The sequence below is a fragment of the Streptomyces sp. NPDC059477 genome, from assembly GCF_042749375.1.
GTDB lineage: Bacteria > Actinomycetota > Actinomycetes > Streptomycetales > Streptomycetaceae > Streptomyces.
Genome location: NZ_JBHYUG010000010.1, coordinates 15,846 through 31,156 on the forward strand (window position 1 = coordinate 15,846; position 15,311 = coordinate 31,156).

Annotated in this window: 13 protein-coding genes; 5 read left to right on the top strand and 8 right to left on the bottom strand. The window is 72.7% G+C overall.

The window, feature by feature from the left end:
• Positions 1 to 135: 135 nt before the first annotated feature.
• From ACFXAZ_RS07550 to ACFXAZ_RS07570, 5 genes are all read right to left on the bottom strand, one after another.
• Positions 136 to 1,059, bottom strand: a complete 924-nt coding sequence (locus ACFXAZ_RS07550) for a hypothetical protein (RefSeq protein WP_384586325.1) — start codon at positions 1,057 to 1,059, stop codon at positions 136 to 138.
• A gap of 252 nt (positions 1,060 to 1,311) precedes the next feature.
• Complete coding sequence (locus ACFXAZ_RS07555) at positions 1,312 to 4,449, bottom strand: sacsin N-terminal ATP-binding-like domain-containing protein (RefSeq protein ID WP_384586327.1); 3,138 nt, start codon at positions 4,447 to 4,449, stop codon at positions 1,312 to 1,314.
• 63 nt (positions 4,450 to 4,512) lie between these two features.
• On the bottom strand, positions 4,513 to 6,687 hold the full coding sequence (locus tag ACFXAZ_RS07560) for an acyltransferase family protein (protein WP_384586329.1): 2,175 nt from the start codon (positions 6,685 to 6,687) through the stop codon (positions 4,513 to 4,515).
• 254 nt (positions 6,688 to 6,941) lie between these two features.
• Entirely contained in the window at positions 6,942 to 7,496 is a 555-nt protein-coding gene (locus ACFXAZ_RS07565; RefSeq protein ID WP_384586522.1) for a Uma2 family endonuclease, read from the bottom strand.
• 294 nt (positions 7,497 to 7,790) lie between these two features.
• Positions 7,791 to 8,717 carry a DUF3027 domain-containing protein gene (locus ACFXAZ_RS07570; protein ID WP_384586331.1) on the bottom strand — a complete coding sequence of 309 codons (927 nt, stop codon included), beginning with the start codon at positions 8,715 to 8,717 and terminating at the stop codon, positions 7,791 to 7,793.
• Between the two features lie 301 nt (positions 8,718 to 9,018).
• On the opposite strand from ACFXAZ_RS07570, the gene ACFXAZ_RS07575 reads away from it, so the two are divergent.
• From ACFXAZ_RS07575 to ACFXAZ_RS07590, 4 genes are all read left to right on the top strand, one after another.
• On the top strand, positions 9,019 to 10,410 hold the full coding sequence (locus tag ACFXAZ_RS07575) for an MFS transporter (RefSeq protein ID WP_384586333.1): 1,392 nt from the start codon (positions 9,019 to 9,021) through the stop codon (positions 10,408 to 10,410).
• 97 nt (positions 10,411 to 10,507) lie between these two features.
• The gene (locus tag ACFXAZ_RS07580) at positions 10,508 to 10,984 is read left to right on the top strand and encodes a DUF2771 domain-containing protein (protein WP_384586335.1); all 477 of its coding nucleotides are present in this window, start codon (positions 10,508 to 10,510) and stop codon (positions 10,982 to 10,984) included.
• Positions 10,954 to 11,724, top strand: a complete 771-nt coding sequence (locus ACFXAZ_RS07585; RefSeq protein WP_384586337.1) for a futalosine hydrolase — start codon at positions 10,954 to 10,956, stop codon at positions 11,722 to 11,724. Before ACFXAZ_RS07580 ends, ACFXAZ_RS07585 begins: the two co-directional genes overlap by 31 nt.
• Entirely contained in the window at positions 11,696 to 12,622 is a 927-nt protein-coding gene (locus tag ACFXAZ_RS07590; protein ID WP_384586339.1) for a 1,4-dihydroxy-6-naphthoate synthase, read from the top strand. Before ACFXAZ_RS07585 ends, ACFXAZ_RS07590 begins: the two co-directional genes overlap by 29 nt.
• Before the next feature lie 21 nt (positions 12,623 to 12,643).
• Here ACFXAZ_RS07590 and ACFXAZ_RS07595 read toward each other — a convergent pair whose 3' ends face one another.
• Positions 12,644 to 13,027 (bottom strand): cold-shock protein, encoded by a 384-nt coding sequence (locus tag ACFXAZ_RS07595; protein ID WP_382684139.1) that lies wholly within the window; start codon positions 13,025 to 13,027, stop codon positions 12,644 to 12,646.
• Between the two features lie 184 nt (positions 13,028 to 13,211).
• Between ACFXAZ_RS07595 and ACFXAZ_RS07600 the strand changes: the two genes are divergently transcribed.
• Complete coding sequence (locus tag ACFXAZ_RS07600) at positions 13,212 to 13,487, top strand: hypothetical protein (protein ID WP_384586342.1); 276 nt, start codon at positions 13,212 to 13,214, stop codon at positions 13,485 to 13,487.
• Here ACFXAZ_RS07600 and ACFXAZ_RS07605 read toward each other — a convergent pair.
• Positions 13,439 to 14,110, bottom strand: coding sequence for an HAD family hydrolase (locus ACFXAZ_RS07605; RefSeq protein ID WP_384586344.1), 672 nt, complete (start codon positions 14,108 to 14,110; stop codon positions 13,439 to 13,441). The genes ACFXAZ_RS07600 and ACFXAZ_RS07605 overlap by 49 nt on opposite strands.
• A 141-nt stretch (positions 14,111 to 14,251) precedes the next feature.
• The gene (locus tag ACFXAZ_RS07610; RefSeq protein WP_384586346.1) at positions 14,252 to 15,283 is read right to left on the bottom strand and encodes a hypothetical protein; all 1,032 of its coding nucleotides are present in this window, start codon (positions 15,281 to 15,283) and stop codon (positions 14,252 to 14,254) included.
• Positions 15,284 to 15,311 lie beyond the last annotated feature (28 nt).

The following is a 15,311-nucleotide window of genomic DNA, read 5'->3' on the forward strand; positions in this document are numbered from 1 at the left end:
GGGGGGGGGGGGGCGCCGGGGGGGGCCGGTGTTAGGGGGCGCGCGAGCCCCCCGGGCCCCACACACTAAGCGGGTGCAACCCGGCCCGGGGTCCCCCCGGCGGTGTTATTCCCCGCGAGGGAACCCGACCCGCGTCTACTTCACGTCGATGAAGTCACCCGGGGCGCTGACCGCCGGGCTGGTGGTCGTCCCGGCGAAGCTGTACCGGTAGTAGCCGTCCTTGGACGCCGTGACCGTGGTCTTCAGGTCGCCCTTGGAGTTGGACTTGATGGTCTTGATGGTGGTGTAGCTGGTGGCGCTCTTCGTGCGGAACTGGAGCTTGACCGACTGGCTGCTGTACGCCGTGTAGGTGCCGGTCTCCCAGTTGGCGCGGGTGAGCTTGCCGGTGACCGTGATGGTCTTGCCCTTCTTGACCGGCTCGGGGCTGGCGTTGACCGTCAGCTTGGGCGCGCGCTGGAGCTTGGCGGTGGTGAGCTTGTCCTGCTCCACGACACCGATCTTGCTCCAGTCGGGGTTCTCGGACAGCGGGTCCTCGCCGTTCAGGGCGACCGCGTATCCGGCGGCGGTCCAGGTGCCGGCGTCCGAGTTGATCAGTTCGAGGTCGGGGTAGATGTCGATCTGCCCCTTGCAGTTGGCGGTGGTCGACGAGGTGGGCGTGCAGGTCGGGAGGTAGTCACCGAAGAGGTAGCCGTCCTGGCCGCGGTACAGCTCGACGTCGATGATGAAGTCGTCGGCCTTGATGTCGACGCTCTTCGCGTGCGTGATCTTGTAGGTCACGGGCACGGTGACCTGCTTGGTGGGACCGGCGACGATCGGCTTGCCGTTGTTGACCTTCACACCGGAGAACTTCAGGTCCAGGTCGAACGGGACGCCGGGCTCGGCGGCGGCGCGGAAGGCGCTCTTGCCGTCGGCGGCGTCGGACGCCGCGCGCACGGCCTCCACGGTCTTGGCGACGTCCTTCTGACGGTGGGCGTCGCCGTCGGCCTGGGCAGCCGGAACAGCCAGGCCGGACAGGGCCAGAGCGCCTGTGACGACGCCGAGTGTGACCCGCTTGCGCATGTGCATTCCCCCCAGGGGAGTTGAGGCCCGGCGGTCGCGCTGTACACAGCGCGTGGTCTCGCACGAGGCCCTTTCGATCGGGGAGCCTGTTGGCTCACTGGATGAGATGCGCTGCGCGGCCCATTGGTTGTACACAGTTATGAAGTTTCTGTGCCCGCCTGCCGAGGTGCGGGCGGAGCACCGCCCGTTTCCAGGACAGTCCTCCGCCCGTTTCCCGGCCGGTCCTCCGCCGTTTCCTGGCGGCACCCGCCCTCAGTCGAACCAGCGGTCCCGCGCCAGCTCCCCCGTCCGCGACGGATCCTCCAGCAGTGCCGCCACCTCGAACCGCCGGGGCCACTGCCGGGCCGCCCACGCGAGCCCCGCCGCGACGCCTTCCAGGGTGGCCGCGTGCAGCACCCCGTCCGTGGTCAGCCGCCAGTCGATCTCGACCCCGTCGACCAGCAGTTCCTCGTGCTCGACGTAGGAGGACGGGGTCCGGGCGCCCAGCAGCACCCGTACCGGCTCCGGTACGTCGTGCTCGGTCCCCTGCGAGTCCACCACCCCGCTGACGGACTCGCTCAGCCGCCGTACCTGGAACAGCTCCGCCAGTTCGGCCGCGCGGGCCGGGCGGACCGGCAGCAGCGGCACCCCGTCCGTGAAGGGCAGCAGATCCGGCGAGTCCACGACCACCGCGTCCGACGCCTCGACCACCGTCACCCGCCCGTCGAGCACGGCCCGCAGGTCGTCCGGGAGCGTCACCTGCTCGGGGTCCAGATCCGCCAGCGCGCTGTACAGGGCGTGCAGTTGGGAGCCCGATACGTCACGGTCGGGGTCGGCGAGGCGGTCGAGGAGTTCCGCCGCGCCGCCCGGCTCCTCCAGCAGCGCCGCCACCGATGTCCGCACGCCCAGCGCCCGCAGCACCTGCTCGTCGTCGAAGCCGGTCGCGTCGGCCTCCTCGTACAGGCCGCGCAGCAGGGGGTCACCGCCCGACGCCAGCAGGCCCGCCGGGCGGCGGCCGTCCAGCACCGGGTTCCCGCGCAGCCACCATGCCGTGTACGGCCGTACGGCCTCGTGCGTGCCGTCGGGGAGCAGGACGCGGACCGGCTGGGTGAGGGCGTCGCGCAGGGGCGGCCGGGCGAGCAGGGCCAGGGCCTCGGGCCACTTGTCCTCGTCCACCAGGTCCAGGTCCCGTACGGCGATCAGCTCGGTGGCGACGGGCGGGACCGGCGAGTCCGGGAAGCGGTCGAGGATGTCCTCGGACCACACGTCCACGGCGTCCAGCAGCCCGGGGTCGTCGGGCTGGGCGAAGTCGCCCTCGCGGGGCTCCAGTTCGTCCGGGTCCAGGACCACGTCCGTCGCACGGACCAGGGCGAAGTTGGCGAGGACCCCGCAGGCGGCGAGCGGCTGTTCGCCCCACTTGGACGCCAGCTCGGCGTCCACGTAGGCGAGTTCGTCCTCGCGCATGACGGCGGCGAACGGGCTGCCGGGCAGGACCAGTTCACCGGCCGGGGACAGCTCGCCGTCCTCGTCGGGCAGGGCCAGCGCCCCCAGCCAGGGTTCGTCGCCGGGCTCCAGCCCGGCCGCCCGCGCCAGCGCGAGCACGGTGTCCGCGAGTTCCTCGGCGTCCGGGGTGTCGTCCTCCCAGCCGACGCCCTCGTCGTCCAGGGACGCGGCGACCGCCGCCCGTACCTGCGGGGTGGTGAGGACCGCCCTCGGGGTCGCGGGCAGCGCGCCCAGCTTCTCCAGCAGCGGATGCGTGGCGTCCGGGTGGGCGACCTTCAGCCCGAGCCGCACCAGCGCCTCGGGGTCGAGCCCGGCCGGGTCGGGCGTCGGCAGCAGCACCTGCCGGGGCCCGATCGTCGTACGGCCTCCCCCAGAGCCGAAAGCCTGGGAGGTACCCCCAGCGAGGGGCACGGGCAACCCGGACAGCCGGTCCGGATCGACGCCCGCCAGGCTGTCGTACAGCTCCCGCCACCAGTGCGGCGCCTTCTCCAGTCCGGCCAGCCGGTCGATCGCGTCGGTCAGCGGCACCCGGGCGACGCCCAGCGTGCGCAGCTCGACCCGCCGTTCGAGCCCGGCGGGCAGCAGCGTCGGCAGCACCTCGGCGAGCACCCGTACGGTGTCGGCCCCGGCGCCCTCCACGACCTCCGCGTCCCTCGGGCGCAGCGACTCGGGGGCGTCCTCGTCGGCGGGCGGGAGGGCGGGGGGCAGGAAGGAGGTGCGGGGCAGCCGCTGGAGGATCGCCTGGCGCAGTACGCCGTCCAGTTCGCCCTTGCCGAGCGGACCGGGGACGAGGGAGATGATCCCGTCGGTCACCGGACGCCAGCCGGCGAGCAGCTCGGTGTAGGCGTCGGCGGCCCTCTCGACCAGGAAGTCGGTGAGCGGGCCGGGCGCGGTGTGGCGGCGGGTGGTGTCCTGCGGGAAGGAGGCGATGAGCAGGGCGGGCACGCCGAGGGGCTCGTCGCTGGGGGTGGGGGCGTGCAGGACGGGGCTGGTGCGCGGGGCGGTCGGGGCGCCCTCGCCGTCCACCGGTACCGCCCAGGTCACCGACCAGTGGGGCCGCGAGCGCTCCTCCACGGGCCGGTCGGCCAGCAGTGCGGCGGCGAGCGCTCCGTGCGCGGTCGCGGTACGCCACCGGCTGACCCCGTCCCGGGAGTCCTCCACGACGGTCAGGTCACCGTCCTGGCCGCGCCGCAGGACCCGTTCCTCCCCGCCCGCCTCCACGACGACCTCCGCCAGCCCCGGCAGGGCGAGCAGCAGGGCGTCGTCGACGGCGTCGAGCAGCCGTTCGGCGAGTTCGGCGGCGGCGGTGTCGCGCAGCGGCAGGATCACTGCGGTGTCGTAGGGGTCCGGGGCGGTGCCCTCGGCGGCGAACGGCAGCCGCAGCAGGGGGACGTGACCGTCCCGGCGCCGGATCTCGTCGCCCAGGCCGGGGCTGTGGCGGGCGGTCCCGGCGGCGAGGTCCCGCGCCTCGGCGAGCGACCAGCGCACCCCGCCGTGCCGCCCGACGACAGCGGGCTCGTCGGTCACGGCGAGGACGGCGGCGAACCCGACGCCGAAGCGCCCCACCGACTCGGTGTCCCGTTTGGCGGAGGCGCGCAGGGTGGCCAGCGACTCGACCCCGGTGGCGTCCAGCGGGGCGCCCGTGTTGGCGGCGACGAGGACGCCCTCACGGAGAGTGAGCCGGAGCCGTCCGGGCACCCCGGCACGGGCGGCGGCGTCGGCGGCGTTCTGCGCCAGCTCGACGACCAGGCGGTCCCGGTAGCCGCCGAGCACGAGGTCTTCCTCGGCGTTGGCGTCCTCCCGGAACCGGGCCGGGCTGGTGGCCCACGCGTCGAGCACCCCACGGCGGAGCCGGGCGGTCGCGAACGGGTCGGCTCCCTCGGGGGCCGGCCGCACGAACTTGCTCACGTTCACTCTCCTCATCGGCGTGAGGAGACGGTATCGCGATCCGCCCGGCCGTCCGGCCCGGTGTCACGCCCCCGGGCGCTCGCTCAGGTCGGCGCCGAACAGGCGGAGCAGTTCGTCCTCCACCACGGGGGTGAGGGCCTCGACGAAGCCGTCCGCCAGGTGGCCGTAGTCCCGGTAGACGAGGGTGTTGCCCACCACGACCGGGCAGGTGCCGGAGGGGGCGCAGACCCAGTCGTAGGGGTCGATGACGGTGACGTCCTCGGCGGCGGCGGCCTCGCGGATCGCCTCGGTGACCTCGGGCTTGGGGTCGGCCTCGGAGCGGTCGCGGGTGCAGGAGGCGAGGTCGCCGGGGTTGGCCGACACACAGTCCACGGTGTTGTTCTTCGGCCAGGGGTTGTCGAGCAGGGTGAGCACCTGGGTGCGTCCCCGCTGGAGCATCCGGTACGTCTCGGCCTGTCCCTCGCCCCAGGCGTCGCCGAGGTCGCCCTCGCCGTACAGCTTGGCGGAGTTGGAGCTGGAGGTGATGACGAGTTCGGGCTCCATCTCCTGGATCTTCTCGATGGTCACGTCCCGCCAGTCGTCGCAGGTGGAGTACGGGCCGCCCTCCCACTCGATGGTGATCTGGGAGACCTTGCAGGCGTTCTTGGTGAAGGAGTACAGCCGCCACTGGTGTTCCCGGGCGATGGCGTCGAGCGCCGGGAACCACTGGGCGACGTGGGAGTCGCCGAAGAGGACCACGCTGCGGTCGGCGGTCTTGTCGCCGTACAGGCAGGGCTCGGTCTGGACCGTGCCGGTCATGGTGAGGGCGCAGTCGTCGGTGTAGAGCGCGGAGCGTTCGTACGCGGTGTCGCGCAGGCTCGGTTCGAGGTTGGCCGGGAGTTTCTCCACCGGCTGTTCCAGGAGTTCGGTGAGGGTGGCGCGGGGGTCGGACGCGGCGGCGAGGGTGTCCTTGGTGCTCTGCCGGGCGCCGCCCTCGTCCAGGGTGGGCGGGAACTGGAGGGTGACCACGGCGGCCAGCGCCGCGGCGGCCGACAGACCGAGCCCCAGCGTGAGTCCCCGGGCGGCGTGCGCCTTGAACGCGCGGTGGAAGCGCATCGGGTCCTCGACCAGGTGCAGCGTGCCCCAGGCGAGCAGGATGCCGCCCAGCGCGGCGATCAGGCGCAGCGGCCCGTCGTCCGCGCCGAACCCGACGGCGGCCGGGACGATGATGATGAGCGGCCAGTGCCACAGGTACCAGGCGTAGGAGATCCCGCCGATCCAGACGGCGGGCCGCAGCGACAGCACCGCGCCCGCGCCGTACCGCCCGGCCGCCGCGCCACCGGCGAGGACGGCCGCGGCACCGAAGACCGGGATCAGGGCGTGATGGCCGGGGAAGGGGGTGCTCTCGTCGAAGGACACGGCCGCGTAGCCGATGGCGGCCAGTCCGGCCCAGCTGAGGACCGCGGCGAGGGGGCGCGGGATCTCGTGCAGCCGGTGGGCCGCGAGCGCGAGCAGGGCGCCCACCGCCAGTTCCCAGATCCGGCCCTGGGAGCCGAAGTAGGCCCAGGAGGGGGAGGTTTCGGTGAGGTGGAGGCTGAGCGCGAAGGAGGCGGCGGCGAGCACGAGCAGCGGGATCGCGAGCAGCGCCCGGCGCCGGAACAGCTTGAGGGCGACGATCAGGACGATGGGCCAGATCAGATAGAACTGCTCCTCGACCGCCAGCGACCAGAAGTGCTGGAACGGGGAGGGCGGTACGTCCGTGTTGAAGTAGTCGGTCCCGGCCTCGGCGAGCCGGAAGTTGACGACGTACCAGGCGGAGGCGATGGCGTCCTTGGCGTAGTCCGCGAAGCGCAGCGGGCCCAGGAAGAGCCAGGAGCCCGCCAGTGTCGCGAGCACGACCAGGGTGGAGGCGGGCAGCAGGCGCAGCGCCCGGCGGGCGTAGAAGCGGCCCAGGGAGATCCGGCCGTCGCGGCCCCACTCGCGGAGCATCAGCGAGGTGATCAGGAAGCCGGAGATCACGAAGAAGACGTCCACGCCGACGTATCCGCCGGCCATGGAGGACACCCCGGAGTGGCCGAGCACCACGAGGGTGACGGCCACGGCCCGCAGGCCCTGGATGTCGAGCCGGAGATTCGCGCCCCCGGCCGGGGCGGCGGTCCGCTTCGCGCCCTCCCCTGGGGTGCCGTCCGCGGGGCCGGTCTGGGGCGGGACGTCGTCGGACGTGGGCCGCGGGGCATGCGTGAGGCGGCGGACGGGCACCGTGTGGATCTCCTTGGCTCATGAGGCGTCACCGGACGGCGCCGATGATCGCCCCCGGACCCGGACGATCGAACCTACCCTCGGCCCGGTTCGCGGTTCATCGCATTGCCATTACATAGCAATAACGAGAAAGTGGACCACGTTTGAACGGCGACCGACAAACGCGGGCACATGAAAGCCGCATAGGAGCCATAAAGGACGAGGTGCTCGCCAAGCCACGTCGAATGACGGTCACTGAGTCCGGTGCGGGCCGGTCAGGGCGTGGGCACGAGGGTGTCGAGGGCAATGTCGAGGGAGAAGGGCACGGAGGTCTTCAGGCGGCCTCGGTGGATGCCCGTGGGTACGTAGGTGCGGGTCATGATGTCGAGTTCGTACGTGTGGACGGCGGGGGCTCCGGCCTCGTCCTCGATGCGCCAGAAGTGGGTGATCCTGGCCTGTCCGTACTTGAAGGGTTTGAGGGACCGGTCACGGTCGGCCGATTCTTCCGAGACGACCTCGACGACGAGGGCGACGTCCTCGGGTGCGTACCAGGTGCGGTCGGGGTCGTAGGCGACGGTGGTGACCAGGATGTCGGGCTCGGGGCGGCTCTTGTTGTCGAGGCGCACCGTCATCTCGCGTTCGACCTCGAATCCTTCGGGGGCCGCGTGCCGCAGGGCGAAGGTGAGGTTCTCCACGAGCCGGGAGTGCCAGGACCGCTGCGGCGACATCATGAAGATCAGCGCTCCGTCGATGAGTTCGGTGTGCCGCGGGGCCTGGGGGAGATGGTCGAGGTCGTCGGCTTCCCAGCCGCTGGGCCTGGGCGGAATCATCCAGTCGGGGAGTTCGGCGGTCACGGCTTCCTCCAAGCCCTGCAAAGGGAGCGGTCGGGGGCCTTGATCCCGGATCATGGACACGGGCCACGCACCTGACGTCAGCCTAGTTGATCCCCTGCCCGGGCAGGCGGGTCAGCACGGACCGGGACCCTGCCTCGCTCACAGGGACCGCGCCCGCATCCGGGCACGGGAACAACCCGCCCGAACCCGACTCGACCGTCTCGGCCGGGTCGGGCGCGCGGGACGAACTCGTCGGGGACGGGGTCGTGCGCAAGGGATGCGTAACGGGGACTACGAGTGCCCCAGCTCCGCCGTCGTCTCGTCGGGTGTTTCCGGGACGGAACCCGAGTCCTTCGCCGGGCGGAGGGGGAACGCGTCGACCTTCGTCTCGTCGATGACCGGCTCGGCCGGCTGCGGGGGCTTGGGGACGACCGCGGCCTCGGAGTGGCCGCCGCAGCCGTAGGAGAGGGACACGAGGTGGCCGTCGGCCGGGGAGAACTCGTTGGCGCAGGCGCCGAAGGCCTGGCCGAGGGAGCCGCCGATGGCGACCAGGAAGCCGCAGCTCACGCAGGTGGCGGGAGCGGCCTGGGCCATGGGGGTCTGCGCGCCGAACGACTCCTCCCAGCGGTCGGCGGCGATGTGCAGCCCGTAGCGGGACAGGACCCGGGCGCGGCCCAGACCCCGCTCCTGCGCCACCGCCGCGATGGAACCTCGGGAGGGGACGACCGGGAGATGAGCGGGCGTACCGGCGCTGACCTCGGCGTCCTCCGCCTCGACCAGTTCCGCCATGTCCTCGGAGACCGCGGAGTTCGGCGGGGGCGCGTCCTCGCCGCTGAAGCCGGGCTCCAGACGCAGATCGTCGGCGTCGGTGGGCAGCAGATCGCCGGGGCCCATGTCGCCGGGGCGCAGCCGCTCGCTCCAGGGCACCCACTCGGGGGCGAGCAGGGCGTCCGGGCCGGGGAGCAGGACCACCTCGTCCAGGGTGACGAGCTTCGCGCGGGAGGCGCGTGCCACCGTGACGGCCCAGCGCCAGCCCCGGTAGCCCAGTTCCTTGCACACGAAGAAGTGGGTGACAACACGGTCGCCCTCGCTCGTCAGGCCCGTGTGCTCTCCTACCACCCCGGGCGCGGCAGCCTCCTCGGCGGCGGCGCGGGCGAGGTCGACGGCCTCGGCGCACAGACGGTCGGGGGTGCGGCTTCGCGTTGTCGCTGCGCTCACAGGTATCGCTTCTCTCCTACGCCGTCGCTACCGGGTGCGGCTTGCCTCCGGCGGTTGGGGGGACGGAGCGGAACGGAAGACCGCGTCGACGTCCATGCCTGTCGCGCTCGGGCGCACCTACGTCACCCATTCTGCCTGTTCCCCGTCCGGGGGCCTACACCGACGCCCATTCGGCACCCCGCGCCGGAGTTTTCCTGGGCCCACGGACGTGACCGCCGGAGCCCCCGCCGGCCCCCGCCCGTGCCCGGCCCGGCGCGCGTTCGATGGCGATTCCGCCTACCCGGGGCCATCTCGGGGCACTATGAACGGCGTGGCAGGCGCGGGCAGGCGTGAGGGTGGGGCGGGTCGGGTGGGTGGGGCCGTCCGGGCGGTCGGGCGTGTCCTGCGGTCGCCGTTCTCCGGGACCGCGCGGGGTATCCGCAAGGCCACGCACGCCCACGGCGCCGGCGAATCCGGCCTCGGCAAGCTGATCGAACTGCACGGAGTGAACGGCGCCGGAGACGTCATGATCACCGTCGCGCTGGCCTCCACCGTCTTCTTCTCCGTACCCACCGACGAGGCCCGCGGCCGGGTCGCCCTGTACCTCGCGATCACCATGGCCCCGTTCACCCTCCTCGCCCCCGTCATCGGCCCCCTCCTCGACCGCGTCCCGCACGGCCGCCGCCTCGCCATGGCCTGCGCCATGCTGGCCCGCGCGCTGCTCGCCCTGGTGCTGTCCGCCGCGGTGATCAGCGGCGGCATCGAGCTGTACCCGGCTGCCCTCGGCGTGCTCGTCGCCTCCAAGGCGTACGGCGTGGTCAGAAGCGCCGTCGTGCCCCGGCTGCTGCCGCCCAGGTTTTCCCTGGTCAAGGCCAATTCCCGAGTGACCCTCGGCGGGCTGCTCGCCACCGGCGTCGCCGCTCCCATCGGGGCCGGGCTCCAGTTCATCGGGCCGCGCTGGCCGCTGTACGGGGCGTTCGTCATCTTCGTCGCAGGGACGTTCCTCTCCTTCTCGCTGCCGCCCAAGGTCGACTCGGCCAAGGGCGAGGACACCGCGCTGCTCGCCGCCGACGCCGACCATCTGCACGGCCCGTACCAGAAGGCGGCCAAGCGGCCCGGGCTGCGGACCGTCGGCACCGCCGTCACCCACGCGCTCGGCGCCAACGCCGCCCTGCGCTGTCTGTCCGGCTTCCTGATCTTCTTCCTGGCGTTCCTGCTGCGCGAGCATCCGCTGACCGGGCAGAGCGCGGCGGTCTCCCTGGCCACGGTCGCCGTCGCGGCGGGCGCGGGCAACGCGTGCGGTACGGCGGTGGGGGCCTGGCTGCGGGACCGCGCCCCGGAGATCATCATCGTGACGGTGGTGGCCTGTGTGCTCGGCGCGGCGATCGTCGCCGCCCTGTTCTTCGGCGCCTTCCTGGTGGCCTGTCTGGCGGCCGTCGCCGGATTCGGGCAGGCACTGGCCAAGCTGTCGCTGGACGCCCTGATCCAGCGGGACGTCCCGGAACAGGTGCGCACCTCCGCCTTCGCCCGCTCGGAGACGCTGCTCCAGGTGGCGTGGGTGCTGGGCGGCGCGGTCGGTATCGCGCTGCCGCTGAACGGCCCCTTCGGGCTGTCCGTCGCCGCCGCGATCGTCGCCGCCGGGTGGCTGAGCACCGTACGGGGGCTGCTGGGTTCGGCACGCCGTGGCGGCCGGCCGCATCCGAGGGTCGCCTGAGCCGGGCCGGGACCGGCCCACGACGCCCCGGTACAACCCCCGCATGGCCGCCACCCCGCGTGGCGGGGCGGCCCCGCTCGCCCGATAACCTTCGGCCATGACCACGATGCAATCCCGTGTGCGACGCCGCCGCGCCGTCGCCGCCGTCGGCGCCGTCTCCGCCGGACTGCTCGCGCTGACCGCCTGCGAGAAGCCGACCCCGATGGCGACGATCACCGTCGGCACGGACTCCATCAGCTCCGAGGCGGACTGCTACAACGACGGCAAGCCGCTGAGCACCGAGGAACTGACGACGTGCCTGCGGGACCCGGACATCAAGACGATCACCGTGGAGGACCTCGAAGGGGATGTGCGCTTCGGCGTCGACCCGGACATCGCGGACAAGGGCTGGGTCATCCTGATGAACGGCCAGCCGCTCACCGACTCCTCCGACAAGACGTACCGGAACATCCCGGGCAGCGTCTTCTTCAACGCCCAGTACGGCGCCACCGGCAACACCACCACGGTGTCCATCCAGGAGGGCCCGACCCAGGCCACCGGGCTGTGGTCCTTCAAGCTGAAGAAGGGCGACTGATCACGTCCGGTCCGCGCGTCCTCGTCGTCACCGCGGTCCCCGCCGAACGGGACGCGGTGGCACGGGCGTTCACGCCCGCTCCCCGGGAGGTCCCGCTCCCCGGGACCGCCGCCCTCCTGCGCGTCCCCGCCGGCCCCGATCTCCTCGCCGCCGGTGTCGGCCCCGCCCTCGCCGCCGCGAGCACGGCCACCGCGCTGACCGCCGCCGCACTCGCCGGACGGCCGTACGATCTCGTCGTCAGCGCCGGTATCGCGGGCGGCTTCGCCCCCCACGCGCCCGTCGGCGCGCTGGTCGTCGCGGACGCGATCACCGCGGCCGATCTGGGCGCCGAGACGCCCGAGGGGTTCCTCCCGGTCACCGACCTGGGCTTCGGGACCGTCACCCACCGCCCGCCCCCGGCCCTGGTCGCCGCCGTGGCCACCACGACCGGCGCGCTCCCGGGCACCGTCCTGACCGTCTCCACCGTCACCGGTACGGCCGCCCGTGCCGCCGCCCTGTGCACCGCGCACCCGGACGCGCTGGCCGAGGCGATGGAGGGCTTCGGGGTCGCCGAGGCCGCCGCCGCGCACGGCGTGCCGGTGCTGGAGCTGCGGGCCGTGTCCAACGCCGTCGGCCCGCGCGACCGGTCCGCCTGGCGCGTTCCCGACGCCCTCGCGGCCCTGACCGCCGGTTCCGGGAAGCTCGCACCCGCCCTGGAGAGTTGGAAACCGTATGAGCGACACGACCGGCACGACCGGTGAGCACCCGACCGCCGACCAGCCGACCGCCGACTCGCCGACCGGCGATCACCCGACCGGCGATCAGCTGAGGATCGCGTACTCCCCCTGCCCGAACGACACCTTCGTCTTCGACGCCCTCGCCCACGGCCGCGTCCCGGGCGCCCCCGCGCTGGACGTGACCTTCGCGGACATCGACATCACCAACGGCATGGCCGAGCGCGGCGAGTCCGACGTGCTGAAGGTGTCGTACGCCGTGCTGCCGTACGTCCTCGACGAGTACGCCCTGCTGCCGTGCGGCGGGGCGCTGGGCCGGGGCTGCGGGCCGCTGGTGCTGGCCCGGGAGGCCGGTGCCGACCTGGCCGGGCGGACCGTGGCGGTGCCGAGCGAGCGGTCGACGGCCTACCTGCTGTTCCGGCTGTGGGCGGCGGACACCGTCCCGGGCGGGGTCGGGGACATCGTGGTGATGCCGTTCAACGAGATCATGCCGGCCGTGCGGGACGGGAAGGTCGACGCGGGCCTCGTCATCCACGAGGCGCGCTTCACGTACCAGAACTACGGGCTGCGCAAGCTCGCGGACCTGGGCGAGCACTGGGAGCACACCACCGGGCTGCCGATCCCGCTGGGCGCGATCATCGCCAAGCGGACGCTGGGCACGGCGGCGCTGGAGCGGCTGGCCGACGCGATCCGGTCCTCCGTACGGGCCGCCTGGGACGACCCCGAGACCTCCCGCCCGTATGTGCGCGAACACGCCCAGGAAATGGACCCGGCGGTCGCGGACCAGCACATCGGGTTGTATGTCAACGAATTCACCGCCGACCTCGGTACGGACGGCTATGCGGCGGTACGCGGGCTGCTCACCCGCGCGGCGGCCGAGGGACTGCTTCCGCCCCTCGGCCCGAACGCGCTGAAGTTCCCTTGAGCCCTGCGCCTCTTTGCGTCTTTATACGTCGAGCTGGTCGGCGACCGCGCGCAGCAGTCCGGCGACCTTTTTGCCCGCCACCTTGTCGGGATAGCGGCCCCGCTCCAGGGTCTGTGTGACGTTCTCCAGGAGCGTCGTCAGGTCCTGGACGATCGAGGCCAGATCGTCGGGCTTCTTGCGCTGGGCCGCGGCGACGGACGGGGTCGGATCCAGGAGAGTCACCGAAAGGGCCTGGTCACCGCGTTGCCCCGCGACGACACCGAACTCCACCTTTTGTCCCGGCTTGAGTGTCTCGACTCCGGCGGGGAGAACCGAGGAATGGACGAAGACGTCACCGCCGTCGTCGCGGGAGAGAAAGCCGAAGCCCTTCTCGCTGTTGAACCACTTGACCTTGCCGGTAGGCACGTCTGTCCTCGTCCTCGTACTCGTCGGAAAACTGCTTCGGAAACGGCTCTTGACAGCACGGGGGCGGGTCGACCGTGACCCGCCGCTACCAAGTACCACCAAGAGCTACCAAGGCTAATGGTCTTGAGGCGGGTGACAAGACGTCGCCCGGTTGTTCCTTTGCGCTGGGAACTACCCTGGTCCGGTGCGTGACAAAACCCAAACGAATTCCGCCGCGCCCGGCGACCGGCTGATCCGCGCCGGTGCCGTGGTGTTCCTCATCGGTACGGTGGCCACCGTCGTCACCGTGGCCCCGCTGTTCCTCGGCTCGACACCTTTTCCGACGTACATGTTCCTGCTGAGCATGCTGATGGGCGTCGGATTCCTGATCGCCGGGGTGGGGGTGTACCAGGGGGCGGCGGCCGGCCGCCGTCAGGCCCGAGCGGTCTCGTCGTCCGCGTCCGGGACGGCCGCGAGGTAGTCCGAAAGCCATCCGGGGAACGCGCCGAGACCGTCGAGTACGACATCGGCGCCCGCCTCGCGCAGCTCGCGCGCGTCACATGGCCCGGTCGGCACGGTGACCGACAGCGCGCGGGCGGCCCGGGCCCCGCGTACGTCGCCCACGTGGTCGCCGACGTAGACGGTGGCCCCGTGCTCGCGCAGCGCCGCCGCCTTGGCCTCGGCCCACAGGTCGCCGACGACCGCGTCGGGCTCGATGCCGAGATGCGCCAGATGCAGTTTCGCGTTGGGCTCGTACTTGGCGGTGACGACGATCGCCCGCCCGCCGGCCGCCCGTACCGCCGCCACGGCGTCGTGCGCGCCGGGCATCGCCGGGGTCGCGGTGATCGCGATGCCCGGGTACATCTCCCGGTACAGATCCGCCATCGCGGGCACCCGCTCCGCCGGGAACCAGTTCACCAGCTCCTCCACCAGCGGCGGCCCCAGCCGGGTGATCGCCAGATCGGCATCGATGAACACGCCGGTCCGCTCGGCCAGCGCCCGGTAGCACGCGTGGATCCCGGGCCGGGAGTCGATGAGCGTCATATCGAGATCGAACCCGACGGTGGGCGCGGGAGGAGGGGAAGCGGCGGGGGCGGGAGTCATGGGGTCCATTGTGCCGAGGGGGGTGGGAGGCGGGGTGGTGTGGGGTGGGCGTGGGCCAAGGCACGGGTGCGGGGCCGCCCGGCCGTGCGGGCCGGTGGTGAGTGGAGGGTGCCAGATAGCCAGAGCCCGGCAGCGGCGTGGCTAGCCCTGGCGCTGGCGCTGGGAGCGCCAGATCAGGAAGGCCGCCGATGTCACCGCCGCCGCTCTGAGGACCCAGGGCCAGGTCTCGTCCAGGGCGGCTCTCATCTGGCCCTCGGCGATGGGGTCGCCCCAGCGGCCCTCGGTGCGGCCCCAGAGCCAGACCAGCCCGGCGGTCACGGTGAGGGCGGGCAGGATCATGACCGCCGTCTTCATCTCCGCGCGGGTCAGCCGGCGCGAGGCCCAGGCGATGAGCCAGCCGACGGCCAGGGCGATCAGGTTGCCCAGGACCGCGCCCGCGAGCAGCAGGGCCGCGGCGAGCAGCAGGAGCGGGTTGTGCCATTCGCGGGAGGCGGGCAGGCGGAGAAAGCGGCGGGATCTCCGGGAGGTGGGCCGGTCCTCCGCCTCGTCGGACTCCTCCCACTCCTGCGATGATCCCTCCGGTCCCGCTCCCGGCTCTTCGTCGTCGTCCGGTGCCGGTTCTCCCCTTTCCTCCCGCTGGTCCTTGCGCGGCGGGGGCTTGAGGAGTTCCGGGATCTCCACGCCTCCTATGAATCCGGGGACCTCGTCACCGGGGCCGAACGGGGTGCTGTCGGTGCGCCACCAGTCGGGCTGGGTGCTGGGGTCGCCCAGTTCATGGGCGGGGGCGACATGCGGGGAGGACGGGCCGGTCGTCGGGGCGAAGGTTCCGGGGTCGGCGGCGCGGGGCTTGGGGATGCCCCGGCGCAGCCGGCGGGTGCGGGCCGGGGGCTCGCCGTCCTCGCGCTGGAGGGGGACGGCCGCGCTCGGGGTGTCGGGCGCGGCCGGGGTGCCGCCCGCCTTGGCCACGATCTCCTCGGGCGTGCCGATACGGGTCAGGATGCGGTGGACGGCGGCGGGACTGTCCACCGCGACCTTGGCCCGCCGCCGGTCGATCTCGTCGCGCAGCTGGGAGACCAGCCGCATCCGGGCCGACGACGGCAGTTGCTGCCGGTGCGCCACATCGCCGACGCGGCTCAGATACTCGTAGACGACCTGGTCGCTCTCGATCCCCACACAAGTCCCCTCGGGGGTGCCCCACTGC